Raw genomic sequence first — 17,963 nt, forward strand, 5'->3', positions numbered from 1 at the left:
GCTAGCCCACAGCCTGAGTCACGATCGCGAACAGCGACGGACCTTGCGCCTCAACAGCAAGCGGCTCGCCGCGCACCATCGTCGTCGGCGCATCCACGCGCAGCAGCCCGATGCTCTCGAGCCATTCGGCCAGGCCGCTGTCGAAATCGATGTCGATGCGCGTGAAGTGGCCGGCGTTCAACCCGGCAAGGTGCGCGATCAGCGCCTTCGCGCCCTCGGCGTCGGGCGCGACCACCGGGCCGATCGAATGGCCGCGACCGAAGCGCCGCAGCATCGCGAAGCCCTTCGGCTCGTTGTCGTGGTCGAGCACCACGCAGGCATCGGCGCCTTGCAGCAGCTCGGCGACCAGCGCATCGCGCGGCATGCCTCGCGCTGCCGCGTCGAGCGCCTGCAGCGCGGGCAGTTCGTTCAGGCCCGCCGGCCGCAGGCGCCAGCCCGGCTGCAGCGCGACCAGCGGTGCCGGCTGCGCAATGCCCTGGTGCTGCCGCACCTCGCCGGTTCGCACGAAGCCGAGCCGTTCGTAGAGCCCCCGGCCTTCCGCGGTGGCATGCAGCAGCACCGTGCGATCTTCAAGCCCCTCGAGCAGCGCGCTCATCAGGCGGTGGCCGATGCGGCGGCCCTGGCAGGCGGGCGAGACGATCACCAGGCCGATGGTGGCGTGGCTCTCGCCCCAGCGCCAGCGCAGGCCGGTCGCGATGATCTGGCCGTCGCGCTCGACCGCGATGCCGTCGGCGTGCGAGAACACCTGCTCCCAGTCCGCGGGACGGTGCGGCCAGCGCAGCTCGGCCGAGAGCGCATGCGCTTGTGGAAGATCGGCGGCCGTCATCGGTCTGAGCACCACGCCATCCATGGCGGGTGCGTTCGAAGTGGGTTCAGGCATAGGGAAAACTCTCTGTTGCGGCGGAATGGCGCATCCATCTTGGACGACATTGCGACGCCGCACCAGAGCGAAACGGGCCTCTTTCGCAACTTGCAAGCTTCGGTTGCAGCGCCCCCCGGTTTCGCAATTCGCTGCGGCGGCGCGCCTGCATACGCACACAAATGCTGTGCCAACCTGTCTAGGATCGACCGCCACTTTCCAGGACCTCCGCCATGCAAGCCTTCGATCCGCGAGACACCCATCGGCAACGACCTGGAACGCCAGATGGTCGAAGCCAGGCTGAGCTTCAAAAGTGTGCTCGTCGACTTTGCCGCGACGCACGCAGGTGCATGGACGCACACAGGCTGGGCACACCGCACGGCATGCCGTCGCCGCCCCCGCAAACCGCAGCTTCGTTTCGCCAGGCGCCGTTTTTCCCTACATACCTCGAGCGATGGCGTGCTGCAATCGCTTCGTAATGAGTTTGTCGCATTTGCCACCCTTCACAGAGGATTCGAGACCATGACCTTCCGTCCCAAGTACGTGACCTTCGACTGCTACGGCACCCTCACGCGGTTCCGCATGAAGGAGCTGACCGTCGACCTCTTCGCCGACCGCATCCGGCCGGAGCAGATGGATCAGTTCGTCGCCGACTTCACCGCCTACCGCTTCGACGAAGTGCTGGGCGCGTGGCAGCCCTACGAAGTGGTGCTGAAGAACGCCGTGCGGCGCCTGTGCAGGAAATGGAAGATCCAGTACCTCGACAGCGACGGCCAGAAGTACTACGACGCCGTGCCCACCTGGGGCCCGCACGACGACGTGGCCGCCGGGCTGGCCAAGGTGGCCAAGGAAATCCCGCTGGTCATCCTTTCGAACGCCTCGGACGACCAGATCCAGAAGAACGTGGCGATGCTCGGCGCGCCGTTCCACCGCGTCTACACCGCGCAGCAGGCACAGGCCTACAAGCCGCGGCTGCAAGCCTTCGAATACATGCTCGACTCGCTCGGCTGCAACCCGGAAGACGTGCTGCACGTGTCGTCCAGCCTGCGCTACGACCTGATGTCGGCGGACGACATCGGCATCGTCAACAAGGTGTTCGTCAACCGCGGCCACGGCCCGGGCAACCCGGCCTACCGCTACACCGAGATCCAGGACATCGGCGGCCTGCCGGGCGTCGTGGGCCTCTGATCTTTTTTTCATTCATCACCGGCCTCACGCCATGAAGCTCGACTCCTACTGGACCGATTCGGCGCCTGCGTTCGTGCCGCAGGCGCACGAGTTGTCCGCGCAGGTCGACGTCGCGATCGTCGGCGGCGGCTTCACCGGCCTGTCGGCGGCGCGGGCACTGGCCCAGCGCGGCGCGCGCGTCGCGGTGCTGGAAGCCGGCACGCGTGTGGCGGCCGAGGCCTCGGGGCGCAACGGCGGGCACGTGAACAACGGGCTGGCCGTGGACTATGCCGATGTAGCGGCCAAGGTCGGCGTCGACAAGGCCCGCGCCTGGTACCGCGCCTACGACGATGCGGTGGACACCGTGGCGCGGCTGGTGCGCGACGAGGCGATCGACTGCGACTTCATGCGCTACGGCAAGCTCAAGCTCGCCACGCGCGCCAACCAGATGGCCGCGCTCGAGCGCAGCGCCGAGCGCCTGGTCGGCGACGGCGTAGACACCGACGTCGAGATCCTCGATGCGACGCAGGTGCGCAGCGAGGTGCAAAGCGAGCGCTTCCACGGCGGCCTGCTCTACAAGCGCAGCGGCCAGATGCACATGGGCCGCTTCGCCCACGGGCTGGCCGAGGCTGCACAGCGCCACGGTGCGCAGATCCACACCGGCACGGCCGTCGACCGCATCGAGCGCCTGGGTCAAGGCCATGCGCACCGGCTGCACACAGCGGGCGGCATCGTCACCGCGCAGCAGGTGCTGCTGGCCACAGGTGCCACGCGGCATGGCGGCTACGGCAGCTTCGGGTGGCTGCGCCGTCGCATCGTGCCGATCGGCAGCTTCATCGTCGTCACCGAGCCGCTCGGCGCCGAGCGCGCGCAGGCGCTGCTCGCGGCCCGGCGCACCTACACGACGGTGGCGAACATCCATCACTACTTCCGGCTCACGCCCGACCACCGGCTGGTGTTCGGCGGCCGGGCGCGCTTCTCGGTCTCCAGCCCGCAGGCCGATGCCGCGAGCGGCGAGATCCTGCGCGCAGGGCTGGCCGAGACCTTTCCGCAGCTCGGCGCCGTGCGGCTCGACTACTGCTGGGGTGGCCTGGTCGACATGACGCAGGACCGCCTGCCGCATGCCGGCGAGCGCGACGGCCTCTACTACGCGATGGGCTACAGCGGCCACGGCACGCAGATGTCGGTCCACATGGGCGAGCGCATGGCCGCCGTGATGGACGGCGACGCGGCCGCCAATCCCTGGCAGGGCCGCGGCTGGCCCGCCATTCCCGGTCACCTTGGCCCGCCCTGGTTCCTGCCGGCGATCGGCCTTTACTACTCGCTCAAGGACAAGCTGGCCTGAGCGCCTCGCGAGTCCGCTGTTTTTTGCCCCGCGTTTGTTCTTCAACCTTCAGTCAACGGCCCACAGGAGTACCCCACCATGAGCGACAGCAGCAACAAGAGGTTCGAAGACCTCGTCGGTCCCGGCGAAAGCCTTCGCGTGATGGCGTCGCTCCAACGCGGCGCCTCCAGGCGCGACATCCTGGCAATGCTGATGGCCGGCGGCATGCAGGCCACGCTGGCCGGCAGCATGGCGGGCATGGCGGTGTCCGCGCATGCGCAGACGCCCAGGAAGGGTGGCCGCATCCGGGTGGCGGGCGCAACCGCCGCCGCCACCGACACACTCGATCCGGCCAAGCAGTCGAACCAGACCGACTACTCGCGCTGCAACATGATCTACAACGGCCTGACCTCGCTCGACGGCAGCCTCACGCCGCAGCCCGCGCTGGCCGAATCGTTCACCACCAAGGACGCCAAGACCTGGGTCTTCACGCTGCGCAAGGGCGTGACCTTCCACGACGGCAAGGCGCTCGCGCCGGCCGACGTGGTGTTCTCGGTGATGCGCCACAAGGACCCGGCCACCGCCTCCAAGGCCAAGATCCTTGCCGACCAGATCGAGAGTGCCAAGGCCACCGGCCCGAACGAAGTGACCTTCGTTCTCGGTGCGCCGAATGCCGACCTGCCGGTGATCCTGGGCACCTTCCACTTCCACATCGTCAAGGAAGGCACCACCGACTTCAATGCCGGCATCGGCACCGGCCCCTACAAGCTCAAGGAGTTCAAGCCCGGTGTGCGCTCGCTGATGGTGCGCAACGACGCCTACTGGAAGCCCGGCAAGCCCTACCTCGACGAGATCGAGTTCGTGGGCATCGGCGACGAGAGCGCGCGCGTCAACGCACTGCTCTCGGGCGGCATGGACCTGGTCGGCTCGGTCAACCCGCGCTCGGTGGCGCGCGTGAAGGGAACGCCCGGCTTCGGCATCTTCGTGACCCAGTCGGGCCAGTACTCCGACCTCATCATGCGCAAGGACGTGGGCCCCGGGGCCAATCCGGACTTCGTCCTCGGCATGAAGCACCTGTTCGACCGCGAGCAGATGAAGAAGACCATTGCGCTGGACTATGCGGTGGTCGGCAACGACCAGCCGATCGACCCGACCAACCGCTTCCACTTTGCCGGCCTGCCGCAGCGCGCCTTCGACCTCGACAAGGCGAAGTTCCACCTGCAGAAGTCCGGCATCACGGGCAAGGTGCCGATGGTGGCATCGCCCGCGGCGCTCTATTCGGTGGAGATGGCGCTGCTGCTGCAGCAGACGGCGCAGCGCGCGGGGCTGGAGCTCGACATCAAGCGCATGCCGGCCGACGGCTACTGGTCGAACCACTGGCTCAACAGCCATGTGGGCTTCGGCAACGTCAACCCGCGCCCGAGCGCCGACGTGCTGCTGACGCAGTTCTTCCAGTCGGGTGCGGCATGGAACGAGTCGCGCTGGAAGAGCGAGAAGTTCGACCAGCTGCTCGTGGCCTCGCGCGCCGAGACCGACCTGGCCAAGCGCAAGCAGATGTATGCCGACATGCAGACCATGATCCACCAGGACGCCGGCATCGGCATTCCGCTGTTCCTCTCGAGCCTCGACGGCCACAGCTCCAAGCTCAAGGGCCTGTCGCCCATTCCGCTGGGTGGCCTCATGGGCTACAACTTTGCCGAGAACGTCTGGCTCGAAGCCTGATCCGCGCATCGGAAGATCCTTCATGAACCATGTCATCCTGAAGCTTCTGGCCCAGCGCATCGCGCTGGCGCTCGTGTCGCTGCTGGCGGTTTCGGTGGTCGTGTTCTCGATCACCGCGGTGCTGCCCGGCGACGCCGCGCAGGAGCAGCTCGGCCAGGACGCCACGCCCGAGGCGGTGGCCGCGCTGCGCGCGCAGATGGGCCTGGACGTGCCGGCGCCGCTGCGCTATGCGCGCTGGCTTGGCGGGCTGCTGAAGGGCGATCTCGGCACTTCGAGCACCACGCAGATGCCGGTCGGCGAGCTCGTTGCCAGCCGCCTTCCCAACTCGCTGCTGCTGGCCGCCGTCACCGCCCTCTTCTCGGTGCCGATCGCGCTGGCGCTGGGCATCGCCTCGGCGGTGTGGCGCGGCTCATGGTTCGATCGCGCCGCCTCGACGACGGCCGTGGGCGTGGTGTCGGTGCCGGAGTTCCTGGTCGCAACGCTGGCGGTGCTGGTGTTCGCGGTGCAGCTGCGCTGGCTGCCGGCGCTGTCCTTCGTCAACGACATCGAGTCGATCGGGCAGATGCTGCGCGCCTTCGCCATGCCGGTGCTGGTGCTGTGCTGCGTGATCGTCGCGCAGATGATGCGCATGACGCGCGCCGCGGTGATCGACCAGCTCGAGGCGCCCTACATCGAGATGGTGCGGCTCAAGGGCGCCTCGCCGATGCGCATGGTGCTCGCGCATGCGCTGCCCAATGCGGTGGGGCCGATTGCCAACGCGGTGGCGCTGAGCCTGTCGTACCTGCTGGGCGGCGTGATCATCGTCGAGACCATCTTCAACTATCCGGGCATCGCCAAGCTGATGGTCGATGGCGTCTCGCAGCGCGACATGCCGCTGGTGCAGACCTGCGCCATGATCTTCTGCTGCGCCTACCTGATCCTGGTGACGACGGCCGACGTCTGCGGCATTCTCGCCAACCCGCGGCTGCGGCACCGCTGAAGGAAGCGTCATGGAAACGTCCACCTCTCCAACGGCCGTGAGCGCCACGGCTGTGATGGCCCCAGTGCCCCAGGAGCGCCGGGCCGGTCCGCTGCGCCGGCTCGCCGGCTTCGGCCCCTCCGGCCTGCTTGGCCTTGCGGTGCTGCTGTTCTGGCTGCTCGCCACGCTGCTCGGCCCCTGGCTGCTCTCGCACAGCGCGGCGGCCACGGGCAGCACCTCGAACGTCTTCGCACCGATCAGCGCGGAGCACTGGCTCGGCACCGACTACCTCGGCCGCGACATGCTGGCGCTGATCATCCAGGGCGCGCGCTACACGATCGGCGTTGCGCTGCTGGCCACGCTGCTGGCCAGCGGCACCGGCACCGTGCTGGCGCTCCTGGCCGCCGCCAGCGGCCGCTGGATCGACGCGGTGCTCAGCCGCGGCCTGGACACGCTCACGGCCATCCCGAGCAAGATGTTCGCCCTCATCATGGTGGCGGGCTTCGGCTCCTCGGTGGCGATGCTGGTGGTCACGGCTGCCATCATCTACGTGCCGGGCGCCTACCGCATGGCACGCTCGCTGGCCGTCAACATCAACGCGCTCGACTACGTGACCGTGGCGCGCACGCGCGGCGAGGGCACGCTCTACATCATGCTGCGCGAGATCCTGCCCAACATCCTGGGCCCGATGCTGGCCGACCTGGGCCTGCGCTTCGTCTACGTCGTGCTGCTGCTGGCAAGCCTGAGCTTCCTGGGCCTGGGCATCCAGCCGCCGGCGGCCGACTGGGGCTCGCTGGTGCGCGAGAACATCGGTGCGCTTGCCATGGGCGGGGCCTCCGTGATCGTGCCGGCGCTGGCCATCGCGAGCCTGACCATCGCGGTCAATCTCGTCATCGACAACCTGCCCGGCCGTTCGGCCAGAGAACGAGGAGCACGCTGATGGGCGCACCACTCACAGTCCAGGGCCTGAGCATCTGCGCCGGCGCGAACACGCTGGTCGACAACCTGAGCTTCTCGGTGCAGCCCGGCGAAGTGCTGGCGCTCATCGGCGAATCGGGTTCCGGCAAGACCACCACCGCGCTCGCGCTGATGGGTTATGCACGCAGCGGCTGCCGCATCTCGGCGGGCCGGGTGCAGATCGGCGACACCGACGTGCTGGCACTCGATGCGGCGCGACAGCGCGGGCTGCGCGGCCGCACGGTCTCCTACATCGCGCAGAGCGCGGCCGCCTCCTTCAACCCTTCGCGCACGATCATGGACCAGGTGGTGGAGCCCACCGTCATCCACGGCCTGTGCAAGCGGGCCGAGGCCGAGGCCAAGGCGGTGCAGCTGTTCCGCGAGCTGGCGCTGCCCGATCCGGAGAACATCGGCGCGCGCTATCCGCACCAGGTCTCCGGCGGCCAGCTGCAGCGGCTGATGGCGGCCATGGCGCTGATCGGCGACCCCGAGCTGGTGATCCTCGACGAGCCCACCACCGCGCTCGACGTGACCACGCAGATCGAGGTGCTGCGCGCTTTCCGCCGCGTGGTGCGCGAGCGCCGCGCCACCGCCGTGTACGTGAGCCACGACCTGGCCGTGGTCGCGCAGATGGCCGACCACATCCTGGTGCTGCGCAACGGCAGGATGAGCGAGCTCAACGCCACCGGGCAGATCCTTTCCGCCCCGGCCGACGACTACACCAAGTGCCTGCTCGCGGCCGCGCGGCCCGCGGTGCGCGCATCCGGCCAGGCCTCGGGCGATTCCGCGCTGCTGCTCGACGTGCAGGAGCTTTCATGCGGCTACGGCGCGGTGGACGCCAAGGGCCAGCCGGCCAAGATCATCCTCGAGGACATCAACCTCAAGCTCTACCGCGGCCAGGCCATTGGCGTGATCGGCGAATCGGGCTCGGGCAAGACCACGCTGGCACGGGCCGTCGCCGGCCTGCTGAAGCCCTGCCACGGCAGCGTCACCTTCGACGGGCACGCACTCGCGCCCACGCTGCAGCAGCGCGAGCGCGAGCAGCTGCGCCGCATCCAGATCGTGTTCCAGATGGCCGACACGGCGCTCAACCCATCGCAGACCATCTGGCGCATCCTGGCGCGGCCGCTGCAGTTCTACAAGGGCTTGCGCGGCGAGCCGCTCAAGCAGCGCATCTTCGAGCTGCTCGACCTCGTGAAGCTGCCGCGCACGGTGGCCGACCGCCTGCCGGGCGGTCTCTCGGGCGGGCAGAAGCAGCGCGTGAACCTGGCGCGCGCACTGGCGGCCGAGCCCGACCTCATCCTGTGCGACGAAGTGACCTCGGCGCTGGACACCGTGGTGGCCGCGGCGGTGCTCGACCTCATGGCCGAGCTGCGGCGCGAACTGGGCGTGTCCTATCTCTTCATCAGCCACGACCTGCACACGGTGCGCTCGGTGTGCGACGAGATCGTGGTGATGCAGCACGGCCGCAAGCTCTCGCAGGTGGCGCGTGCCGACTACGAACGCGGGCCGCACCATCCCTACTACGACCTGCTGGCGCGTTCCGTGCCCGAGCTGCGCCAGGGCTGGCTCGACGACATGGACCGCGCGGCCGCGACAGCCACGCCATCAACCACGGAAGCACTCGCATGACACCCACATTCCGCATTGCGCTGATCGCTGGCGACGGCATCGGCAAGGAAGTGATGCCCGAGGGCCTGCGCGTGGTGCTGGCCGCCGCCGAGCGCTTCGGCTTCGAGCTCGACTGCCGCACCATAGCCTGGGCCGGCTGCGACTACTACGCCGAGCACGGCCAGATGATGCCGGACGACTGGAAGGAACAGCTGCGCGGAGTGGACGCGCTCTACTTCGGCGCCGTCGGCTGGCCCGAGACCGTGCCCGATCACATCTCGCTCTGGGGGTCGCTCCTGAAGTTCCGCCGCGAGTTCGACCAGTACATCAACCTGCGCCCGGTGCGCCTGTTCGAAGGCGTGCCCTGCCCGCTGGCCGGCCGCAAGCCCGGCGACATCGACTACCTGGTGGTGCGCGAGAACACCGAGGGCGAATACACCTCGCTCGGCGGCGTGATGTACGAGGGCACCGAGCGCGAGATCGTGATCCAGGAGTCGGTGTTCTCGCGCCACGGCACCGACCGCGTGCTGAAGTACGCCTGCGAGCTCGCCCGGTCGCGCAAGAGGAAGCACCTCACGGTGGCCACCAAGAGCAACGGCATCGCGATCAGCATGCCGTGGTGGGACGGCCGCGCCGACGCCATCGGCCGCGACTATCCGGACGTGACCATCGACAAGCAGCACATCGACATCCTCTCGGCGCGCCTCGTGCTACAGCCCACGCGCTTCGACGTGGTGGTGGCGAGCAACCTGTTCGGCGACATCCTCTCCGACCTCGGCCCGGCCACCACCGGCACCATCGGCCTCGCGCCCTCGGCCAACCTCAACCCCGAGCGCAAGTTCCCGTCGCTGTTCGAGCCCGTGCACGGCTCGGCGCCCGACATCTACGGCCAGAACATCGCCAACCCGATCGCCATGATCTGGTCGGGCGCGCTGATGCTGGACTTCCTCACGCAAGGCCAGGGCGCAGGCCGGGCCGCGCACGACGCGATCCTCGGTGCCATCGAAGCTGTGCTGCGCGACGGGCCGCGCACGCGCGACCTGGGCGGCACGGCCTCGACCACCGACATTGGAATGGCCATTGCCGAGCGCGTGGCGGCCGCCTGACCTCTTCATTCATCCAGGACCTTTTCGACCATGACACTGACACTTGAACGCCAGGACCTGATGCCCGGCCAACAGCTCATCGGCGCCGACTGGCGCGAAGCCAGCGACGGCCACCGCCTCGACGTGACCGATCCCGCCACCGATGGCGTCTTCGCGAGCGTGCCCGACGGCACCGCCGCCGACGCGCGCGCCGCAGTGAACGCCGCGCATGCCGCCTTCCCCGCCTGGCGCGCCGTGCCGGCCAAGCAGCGCGCGCAGATCCTCAAGCGCTGGAACGACCTGATGCTGGCGCACCAGGAAGACCTGGGCCGCCTCATTTCGCGCGAACAGGGCAAGCCGCTGGCCGAAGGCCGCGGCGAAGTGGCCTATGCGGCCAGCTATGTCGAATGGTTCGGCGAAGAAGCCACGCGCGCCAACGGCGACGTGATTCCCGCCCCCGTGACCGGCCGCCGCATGCTCGCGCTGAAGGAGCCCGTGGGCGTGGTTGCCGCGATCACGCCGTGGAACTTTCCGGCCGCGATGATCGCGCGCAAGATCGCGCCCGCGCTGGCCGCGGGCTGCACCGTGGTGTGCAAGCCGGCCGAGGACACGCCGCTGACCTCGCTCGCGCTCGTCAGGCTCGCGCAGGAAGCCGGCGTGCCGGCGGGCGTGCTCAACATCGTGACCGCCTCGCGCGAGCGCACGCCCGAAGTGGTCGACGTGTGGCTGGCCGATGCGCGGGTGCGCAAGATCAGCTTCACCGGCTCCACGCCGGTGGGCAAGCACCTGGCGCGCGCCTCGGCCGACACGCTCAAGAAACTGTCGCTCGAGCTCGGCGGCAATGCGCCTTTCATCGTGTTCGAGGACGCCGACGTCGATGCCGCGGTCGATGGCCTGATGGCCGCCAAGTTCCGCAACGGCGGACAGACCTGCGTGAGCCCGAACCGGGTGTTCGTGCAGGCCCGGGTGCACGACGCCTTCGTCGACAAGCTGGCCGCGCGGGTGGGCGCGCTGAAGGTCGGCCCGGCGACGGAGTCCGACTCGCAAATCGGCCCCATGATCAACGCGCGCGCAGTCGACAAGATCGAGCGTCACGTGCGCGACGCCGTGGCCCGGGGCGCGCGCATCGTGGTCGGCGGCGAACGGCTGCGCTCCGCGCGCTGCGACGGCCCCAACTACTACGCGCCGACCGTGCTCGTGAATGCCGATGCGGGCATGGAATGCAGCTGCGAAGAGACCTTCGGGCCCGTGGTGCCGGTCACGCGCTTCGAGACCGAGGCCGAGGTGATCGCCGCCGCCAACGACACGCCCTTCGGCCTTGCCGCCTACTTCTACTCGACCGACGTGCGCCGCATCTGGCGCGTGGCCGAGGCGCTCGAATCCGGCATCGTCGGCATCAATGAAGGCGCCCTCGCCGCCGAAGCCGCGCCCTTCGGCGGCGTGAAGGAATCGGGCTACGGGCGCGAAGGCTCGGTGCACGGCCTGGACGACTACATGCACACCAAGTACCTGTGCCAGGGCGGGCTCTGAGGCGGCGATCGCGCCTTTTCGGCATTCCGGCTTGACCCGGCCCCAGGGGCATCCTCTAAAAGGGGAAGATCCATCGAAAGGAACATTTCATGCGATCTTCCGCCCCGCACCTGAACCCATCCGAAGCCGCGCGGCGACTCGGCGTTTCGGCCAAGGCCCTGCGGCTGTATGAGCAGCGCGGCCTGGTCGAACCCGGCCGAACCACGGCGGGATGGCGGGCCTATGGCCAAGCTGAGATGGCCCGCGCGGCCGAGATCGTCGCTCTTCGCGCGCTCGGCTTCAGTCTTGCCCAGGTGGGACGGGTGCTGGAGGGCAACCCCCAAGGCCTGGAGCAAGCATTGGCCGCGCACCAGACGGCGCTGGAAGTGCAGCTTCGCCAGCTCACGCACACCGTCGAGAAAGTCCGCGACTTGCGAAGCGGCATTGCGCAAGGCCGGACGCCAAGCATCGGCGAACTCGCGGGCCTGCTGGCGCCCGCCAGCGAAGTGCGCCTTGCCTTCGACCTGCCGTGGCCCTGGGGCGGAGAGCGCTTCGAGCTTCGCGAGATCCGGCCGCTCAACTACATCGTCGGGCCGCTTGGCAGCGGCAAGACCCGGCTGGCGCAGCGCATCGCCGAAGCACTGCCCGATGCGGCCTGGCTGGGGCTGGACCGGCGGGCGGAGTGCGGCGCCGCTGTGTCCGAGCCTCGGGTCGACCGCGCGCTGGCATGGCTCGTGGAGGACGGCGCGACGCCATCGGATGCGCTGATTGCACTTCTGGCCGGGCTGGAAGCGGAAGGGCCCGATGCCGTGGTCGTGGACCTGATCGAGCACGGCCTGGACCAGGCCACCCAGGAGGCGCTGATCGCCCGGCTGCGCGGCCGCGGACCCAACGCGCGGCCGATCTTCATGCTCACGCGCTCCTGCGCGATCCTCGACCTGGCGGCCGTCGGGCCGGACGAGGCGATCATCCTTTGCCCCGCGAACCACAGCCCCCCGAGCCTGGTCGCGCCCTGCCCCGGCGCGCCGGGCTACGAGGCCGTCGCCACCTGCTTGGCGACGCCGGACGTGCGGGCGCGGACGGCAGGGCTTGTCGCATGGCGGCAGGCGGCCTGAGCACGATGGACAGCGCAGTTTTCGCGCGGCATCCGCAACTGGGCTGAACCCGCCTTTCATTTTTTTGCGCGCCGGGCGCAGGCATCGGCGCTGCGGCTGCGGTCGCGCCGAAGGCTGCCCCGGGCAAACCCGGGCTTGCGGCAAACACCGGACATGGCACACATTATGCAAATGGATTTGCGTATTCTGCAAATACGCAAATACATTTGCACCAACTCGGTGAGTCTGTCACCTCCAGAAGGATTGTCATGAAGAAACTTGTTCTCAAGCTGCTCGCAGCCGCGACGCTCGCCACGTCGATCGCCGCCCCCGCCTTCGCGGCCGGCCCTTTGCTCGTCGCCGTCGATACAGCCTTTGTCCCCTTCGAATTCAAGGAGGGCGACAAATACGTGGGTTTCGACATCGACCTGTGGGACGCGGTCGCGAAGGAACTCAAGCTCGACTACAAGCTGCAACCGATGGACTTCAGCGGCATCCTGCCGGCACTGCAGACTCGGAATGTCGATGTCGCACTGGCGGGCATCACCATCAAGGACGAGCGCAAGAAGGTCATCGACTTCTCGGACGGCTACTACGACAGCGGCTTCATCCTCATGGTGCCCACCGCCAGCAAGATCACCGGCGTCGCGGACCTGAAGGGCAAGACCCTGGCCATCAAGACGGGCACCTCCGCCGCCGACTATGCGAAGGCCAACTTCGCCGGCACGGAGCTGCGCCAGTTCCCGAACATCGACAACGCCTACCTCGAGTTGATGACCGGCCGCGTGGAGGCCGCCATGCATGACACGCCCAACGTCCTCTACTACATCGCCACCGCAGGTGCAGGCAAGGCGAAGGCGGTCGGCCCGCAGATGATGGCGCAGCAGTATGGCATCGGCTTTCCGAAGGGCAGTCCGCTGGTGGCGCAGGTGAACGGCGCGCTGGCAAAGATCAAGGCGGATGGACGCTACGCGGCAATCTACCGGAAGTGGTTCAAGACCGAACCGCCGAAGTCCTGATCGAGCAGCAGCGGAGCAAATCATGGATTTCGACTGGTCAGTGATTGCGGGCGCACTGCCGGCCTTGCTGAAGGGAGCCCGGCTCACGGTGCTCATCACGGTGGCAGGACTGCTGGGCGGCACCTTGCTGGGCCTGTTGTTCGGCTTGATGCGCGCCTATGGCGGCAGATTCGTCAGCAGCATCGGCTTTGCCTACGTGGGGCTGGTGCGCGGCACGCCCATCGTGGTGCAGGTCATGTTCATCTACTTCGCGCTGCCCGGGCTGCTGGGCGTGCGCGTCGACCCGATGACCGCGGCCATTGCCTCGATCATCATCAACTCCGGCGCCTACATCGCCGAGATCGTGCGCGGTGCCTTCCTTTCGGTGCCCAGGGGCCTGAGCGAAGCCGGGCTGGCAATGGGGCTGCCCCGGTGGCGCGTGCTGGCGTTCGTCGTCGGCCCGGTCGCCTTTCGGCGCATGACCCCGGCGCTGGGCAACCAGTTCATTGTGAGCCTGAAGGACACCTCGCTCTTCATCGTCATCGGCGTCGGCGAACTGACCCGCCAGGGGCAGGAGATCATGGCGGCCAATTTCCGCGCCATCGAGATCTGGACCGCCGTCGCGGTGATCTATCTCATGCTGATCGGGGTGCTGACGCTGGGCCTGAGAACCGTCGAAAGAAGGATGCGCGTCCTGTGAACATCGTTGAATTCAAGAATGTCGAGAAGCACTTCGGTGCCAATGTGGTGCTCGACCGGGTGAACCTGCAGATCGGCCAGGGCGAGGTCGTCGTGCTGATCGGCCCCTCGGGTTCGGGCAAGTCGACGCTGCTGCGTTGCATCAACGCGCTGGAGCAGATCAACGGCGGCGACCTGCTGGTCGGCGGGCTGAGCGTGCGCGGCGGCAATGCCGTGACGCGCGAAATCCGCCAGGAGGCGGGCATGGTGTTCCAGCAGTTCAACCTGTTCCCGCAGATGACGGCGCTGGAGAACGTAGCCTTCGGGCCGCGCCAGGTGCGTGGTGCCTCCAAGGCGCAGGCGCAGGCCCAGGCGAAGGAACTGCTCGGCAAGGTCGGCCTGGCCGAACGCATGCACCACTACCCGAGTGAGCTCTCGGGCGGGCAGCAGCAGCGCGTGGCCATCGCCCGCGCGCTGGCCGTCAAGCCGAAGCTGATGCTTTTCGATGAGCCGACCTCCGCGCTCGACCCCGAGTTGCGCCAGGAGGTCTTGCGCGTCATGCAGGCGTTGGCTGAAGAGGGCATGACGATGGTGGTCGTGACCCACGAGATGCAGTTTGCCCGCAAGGTCGGCACGCGGCTGATCTTCATGGAACACGGCCACATCACGGTCGACGGCCACCCCGCCGAACTTCTGGACAACCCACCGAACCAGCGCCTACGCGAATTCCTGCAACACGTGGAGTGACATGCCGAAACTGATCTACCTTGAAGCCGGAGGCTCGCCCTTCGAAACCGGCCGCGCCCTGGGCCGTTTCGGTGCCGCGGCAATGCACGGCTACGCGCAGCGATCCCCTGCCTGGGCCACAGTCGTGCATCACCGCGGTACAGCGATGGCCAAGGCCATGGCCGCCCAGGTACAGACTGGTTTTCCGCGCGTCTGGGACGAACTGCGGGGCCTGGCCGCCGGCTTGGAACTGCCGTTCGAAGACGTGTTCCTGTGGAACTGCCGCGGCGATCTGTGGGCCATGGCGCCCGACGGATGCACCACCGTGCAAGAGGCCGGTACCATGCGCCGCATCACGCACAACGAAGACGGCGATCCGGCCTTTGCCGGGCATTGCGCAATCGCGGCCTGCGCGGTGGAGGGCGGCGCATCCTTCGCATCGTTCGTCTATCCCGGATCGCTGCCTGGGCACACCTTCGCGGCGACCGAAGGCGGCCTGGCCATGACAGTCAACAACCTGCGGTGCCTGGGGGTGCGCCCCGGCGTCCCGCGGATGGTGCTGACTCGGGCACTGCTCGAGGCGGCGAATCTGGAACAGGCGCTCGCGCTGCTTCGTTCAACCCAACGTGCGGGAGGCTTCCACCTCACCCTGGCGCACCGTGATGAGCCTCGACTGCTCAGCGTGGAGTTCAGTTCCGAAGCCTGTTCGGCCGTCGAGATCACGGGCCGCGCGCTGCATGCCAACCATGCGCTGCACGCGCCGCTGCGCGATTTGCCGCAAATCGTCACCGGCTCGTCGCAGCACCGCCAGCAGCGCGGCAACGCTCTGCTGGCGGGCGGCGATTCGAATGCAGCCGATCCCTTGCACGTGCTTGCCGACCATAGCGATGCTGCGTTTCCGATCCTGCGCGCCGATCCGGCCGACAGCGATGGCGAGAACACGATGGCGACGGCAGACATCCGCATCGGTGCGTCGCACATCGAATGGCAGGTGTACGAGCATCCAGCGCAGCCGCCGCGATTCCATATGATCGACGGCCATGCAAGCACCGAAAAAAGCCAGCGCGCCCACTCCGCCTGACACCGGGTCCAACGCCTCGCCACCACGCACTGTCGAGGCGCTGCGCGCGCTGACGGTGCGCGTGGGCCGAGGCGATGCGCTGATCTCGATGGGCGGCAAGGCGCACAGCGTGCTGGCGCGCCTGGTCGAGCGCCCGGAAGAGGTGGCGGTGCGAACGATCACCGAGTTGGCCGAATCTCTGGGTGTGAACGCATCGACGCTGACGCGCCTGGCAACCCGGCTCGGCTATGCGGGCTTCGTCGATTTCCAGACGGTGTTCCGGGACGGCCTGGCCTCGCATCACCGCCACTTCTACAGCGAGCAGGCCGGTCGATTGGTTGCGCATGCCTCCGAGCGCTCGCAATCGGGGCCTGGCAGCGAGCGTCCGGAAATTGCAACCATGGTGCAGATTGCCAAGGATTCGATCGCGAACATCGAGGGCTTCCTCGCGCAACTCTCGGCCGACGAACTGAAGCAGGCAGCCCGGCTGCTTGCCACGGCGCCGCGAGTCCGCGTACACGGGCTTCGGCAATTCAGCGCGCTGGCGAGTTTCCTGAGCTACGGCCTCGCCATGGTGCGAGGCGATGTGGCACTGCTCGATCCGCACGGGCTCGGCGTTGCCGAAGGGCTGGCCCAGTTGCAGCCTGGCGATCTGGTGGTGGTGACGAGCGTCGAGCCCTACACGCGCAGCATCGCCGAGACGGCCGCGGCTGCTGCCGCCGCGGGCATGGTGGTCATCGCCATTACCGACAACCGGGCATCGCCGCTTGCGACCTTCGCGAAACATGCGTTCTTCGTGCCGCACGGCAGCACCTTCTTCAGCAACTCGATGGGCGCCTACGTCATCTTCTGCGAGGGCCTGCTGAACCTGATCGCCACCGATCTGGGAAAAAAGGCACTGAAGGCGCTTGAACGGCGTGAACGTTTCATTGCCGACCTGAAGATCGAATAGCGCTTGCTTTCACCGCACCGCCGACAGCTCCGCGCGCAGCGCGGCAAAGGCATCTGCGGGATTCGAAGCGCGTGAGATCGGACGGCCGACGACCACGTGCGTCGCGCCGGCGCCGATGGCCTGCGCCGCAGTGGTGAAGCGCGCATGGTCGCTCTTCGAATCACTGGCCAGCTGTATGCCGGGCGTGACGATCAGAGTGTCCGATGGGAGAGTCTCCCGGAGCATCCGCGCTTCCAGCGGCGAAGCGACGACACCGTGGCATCCCGCGGCAACGGCAAGCCGCGCAAGGCGCAGAACCTGTTCGCGCACCGTCGAGCCCACACCCACTTCGCGCAAGTCTTCGTCGTCCATGCTGGTGATGACGGTGAGCGCGAGTACCTTCAGGTGAGGAAAGCGGCGCGCGGCCTCGACCGCGGACCGAAGCACCGCCGAACCGCCCGAGGCATGGACAGTCACCATCGAGGCGCCGATCTGCCCCGCTGCGGTGACTGCCGCCGCGACCGAACTCGGGATCTCCAGCAGCTTGAGGTCCAGGAACACGCGCTTGCCGCCCTCCACGAGCTCGCGCACGACCGAAGGCCCGGCCGCGGTCAGCAACTGCAGGCCGACCTTGTAGAACGTCGCTTCGGCGCCCAATTGCCGCACGAGGCCTGTGGCCGATGCAGCGGCGGCGAGGTCGAGCGACACGATGATGCGACTGTCCAAGCGGTTACCTCGTCTGGAAGATCGGTCCAGCATAAGCGATCGTGTCGCCTGTCCACACGGGGCGCGGCGGAGGTGGCGCGGCTGACTTCGCCTGGCGACAATCGCCTGACCATGAAAACCACCTCCTACGGCGTGCTCATCGTCAACGAGCAAGGCCAGCTTCTCATGGCGCACGCGACGGGCCAGAAGCACTGGGACATCCCCAAGGGCGGCGCAGAAGCAGGCGAATCCGCGCGCGAGGCGGCCATCCGCGAGGTTCGGGAAGAGACGGGCATCGAGCTGGCCACAGATTCGATGGAGGAGTTCGGGCGCATGCCGTACCGTCCGGCCAAGGACCTGCACCTGTTCCGCGCCTTCGTGCACACGCGCGACTGCGACATTGCGGCATGCAAGTGCACGAGCTTCTTTCCTCACCATGCTTCAGGCGTGATGACGCCCGAGGTGGACCAGTTCAAGTGGGTGGACCCCGCGGACGTACCGGCGCTGGCCGCAAAGTCGATGACGGCGCTGCTTCGGACGCTGCCCGGCTTCGGAACGACGAGGGACATCTGACGCCGT

General features: G+C 67.9%; 17 protein-coding genes. 15 read left to right on the forward strand and 2 right to left on the reverse strand.

The features are described 5' to 3' along the window. Position 1: 1 nt before the first annotated feature. On the reverse strand, positions 2–880 hold the full coding sequence (locus tag L1081_RS27275; protein WP_489417752.1) for a GNAT family N-acetyltransferase: 879 nt from the start codon (positions 878–880) through the stop codon (positions 2–4). 501 nt (positions 881–1,381) lie between these two features. On the opposite strand from L1081_RS27275, the gene L1081_RS27280 reads away from it, so the two are divergent. From L1081_RS27280 to L1081_RS27345, 14 genes are all read left to right on the forward strand, one after another. Continuing rightward, positions 1,382–2,047 (forward strand): haloacid dehalogenase type II, encoded by a 666-nt coding sequence (locus L1081_RS27280; RefSeq protein ID WP_489417753.1) that lies wholly within the window; start codon positions 1,382–1,384, stop codon positions 2,045–2,047. 31 nt (positions 2,048–2,078) lie between these two features. Next, positions 2,079–3,371: an FAD-dependent oxidoreductase gene (locus L1081_RS27285; RefSeq protein WP_489417754.1), complete on the forward strand. Its 1,293-nt coding sequence runs from the start codon at positions 2,079–2,081 to the stop codon at positions 3,369–3,371. Between the two features lie 78 nt (positions 3,372–3,449). After that, positions 3,450–5,072, forward strand: a complete 1,623-nt coding sequence (locus L1081_RS27290; protein WP_489417755.1) for an ABC transporter substrate-binding protein — start codon at positions 3,450–3,452, stop codon at positions 5,070–5,072. A 22-nt stretch (positions 5,073–5,094) separates the two neighbouring features. Continuing rightward, positions 5,095–6,051, forward strand: coding sequence for an ABC transporter permease (locus L1081_RS27295; protein WP_489417756.1), 957 nt, complete (start codon positions 5,095–5,097; stop codon positions 6,049–6,051). A 10-nt stretch (positions 6,052–6,061) separates the two neighbouring features. Beyond that, positions 6,062–6,970, forward strand: a complete 909-nt coding sequence (locus L1081_RS27300) for an ABC transporter permease subunit (RefSeq protein ID WP_489417757.1) — start codon at positions 6,062–6,064, stop codon at positions 6,968–6,970. Next, on the forward strand, positions 6,970–8,619 hold the full coding sequence (locus tag L1081_RS27305; RefSeq protein ID WP_489417758.1) for an ATP-binding cassette domain-containing protein: 1,650 nt from the start codon (positions 6,970–6,972) through the stop codon (positions 8,617–8,619). Before L1081_RS27300 ends, L1081_RS27305 begins: the two co-directional genes overlap by 1 nt. After that, positions 8,616–9,704, forward strand: a complete 1,089-nt coding sequence (locus tag L1081_RS27310; RefSeq protein WP_489417759.1) for a tartrate dehydrogenase — start codon at positions 8,616–8,618, stop codon at positions 9,702–9,704. Before L1081_RS27305 ends, L1081_RS27310 begins: the two co-directional genes overlap by 4 nt. Before the next feature lie 30 nt (positions 9,705–9,734). Next, entirely contained in the window at positions 9,735–11,213 is a 1,479-nt protein-coding gene (locus tag L1081_RS27315; protein WP_489417760.1) for a succinate-semialdehyde dehydrogenase, read from the forward strand. A gap of 89 nt (positions 11,214–11,302) precedes the next feature. After that, the gene (locus L1081_RS27320; RefSeq protein WP_489417761.1) at positions 11,303–12,307 is read left to right on the forward strand and encodes a MerR family transcriptional regulator; all 1,005 of its coding nucleotides are present in this window, start codon (positions 11,303–11,305) and stop codon (positions 12,305–12,307) included. Between the two features lie 248 nt (positions 12,308–12,555). Then, entirely contained in the window at positions 12,556–13,305 is a 750-nt protein-coding gene (gene glnH / locus L1081_RS27325; protein ID WP_489417762.1) for a glutamine ABC transporter substrate-binding protein GlnH, read from the forward strand. Between the two features lie 22 nt (positions 13,306–13,327). Beyond that, positions 13,328–13,984 carry a glutamine ABC transporter permease GlnP gene (gene glnP / locus L1081_RS27330; RefSeq protein WP_489417763.1) on the forward strand — a complete coding sequence of 219 codons (657 nt, stop codon included), beginning with the start codon at positions 13,328–13,330 and terminating at the stop codon, positions 13,982–13,984. Then, on the forward strand, positions 13,981–14,709 hold the full coding sequence (glnQ, locus tag L1081_RS27335; RefSeq protein WP_489417764.1) for a glutamine ABC transporter ATP-binding protein GlnQ: 729 nt from the start codon (positions 13,981–13,983) through the stop codon (positions 14,707–14,709). The genes glnP and glnQ overlap by 4 nt, the downstream gene beginning before the upstream one ends. A gap of 1 nt (position 14,710) precedes the next feature. Further along, positions 14,711–15,769: a C45 family autoproteolytic acyltransferase/hydrolase gene (locus L1081_RS27340; protein WP_489417765.1), complete on the forward strand. Its 1,059-nt coding sequence runs from the start codon at positions 14,711–14,713 to the stop codon at positions 15,767–15,769. Continuing rightward, positions 15,729–16,700 (forward strand): SIS domain-containing protein, encoded by a 972-nt coding sequence (locus tag L1081_RS27345; protein ID WP_489417766.1) that lies wholly within the window; start codon positions 15,729–15,731, stop codon positions 16,698–16,700. Before L1081_RS27340 ends, L1081_RS27345 begins: the two co-directional genes overlap by 41 nt. Before the next feature lie 9 nt (positions 16,701–16,709). Here L1081_RS27345 and pyrF read toward each other — a convergent pair whose 3' ends face one another. Further along, entirely contained in the window at positions 16,710–17,405 is a 696-nt protein-coding gene (gene pyrF, locus L1081_RS27350) for an orotidine-5'-phosphate decarboxylase (RefSeq protein ID WP_489417767.1), read from the reverse strand. A gap of 111 nt (positions 17,406–17,516) precedes the next feature. Here pyrF and L1081_RS27355 point away from each other — a divergent pair, with 111 nt between their 5' ends. Next, a complete protein-coding gene (locus L1081_RS27355) occupies positions 17,517–17,957 on the forward strand; it encodes an NUDIX domain-containing protein (protein WP_489417768.1) in 441 nt (146 codons plus the stop codon). The last annotated feature ends 6 nt before the right edge of the window (positions 17,958–17,963 follow it).

This window comes from Variovorax sp. MSC1_012, assembly GCF_023667525.1.
Taxonomy (GTDB): Bacteria; Pseudomonadota; Gammaproteobacteria; order Burkholderiales; family Burkholderiaceae_C; genus Variovorax; species Variovorax beijingensis_B.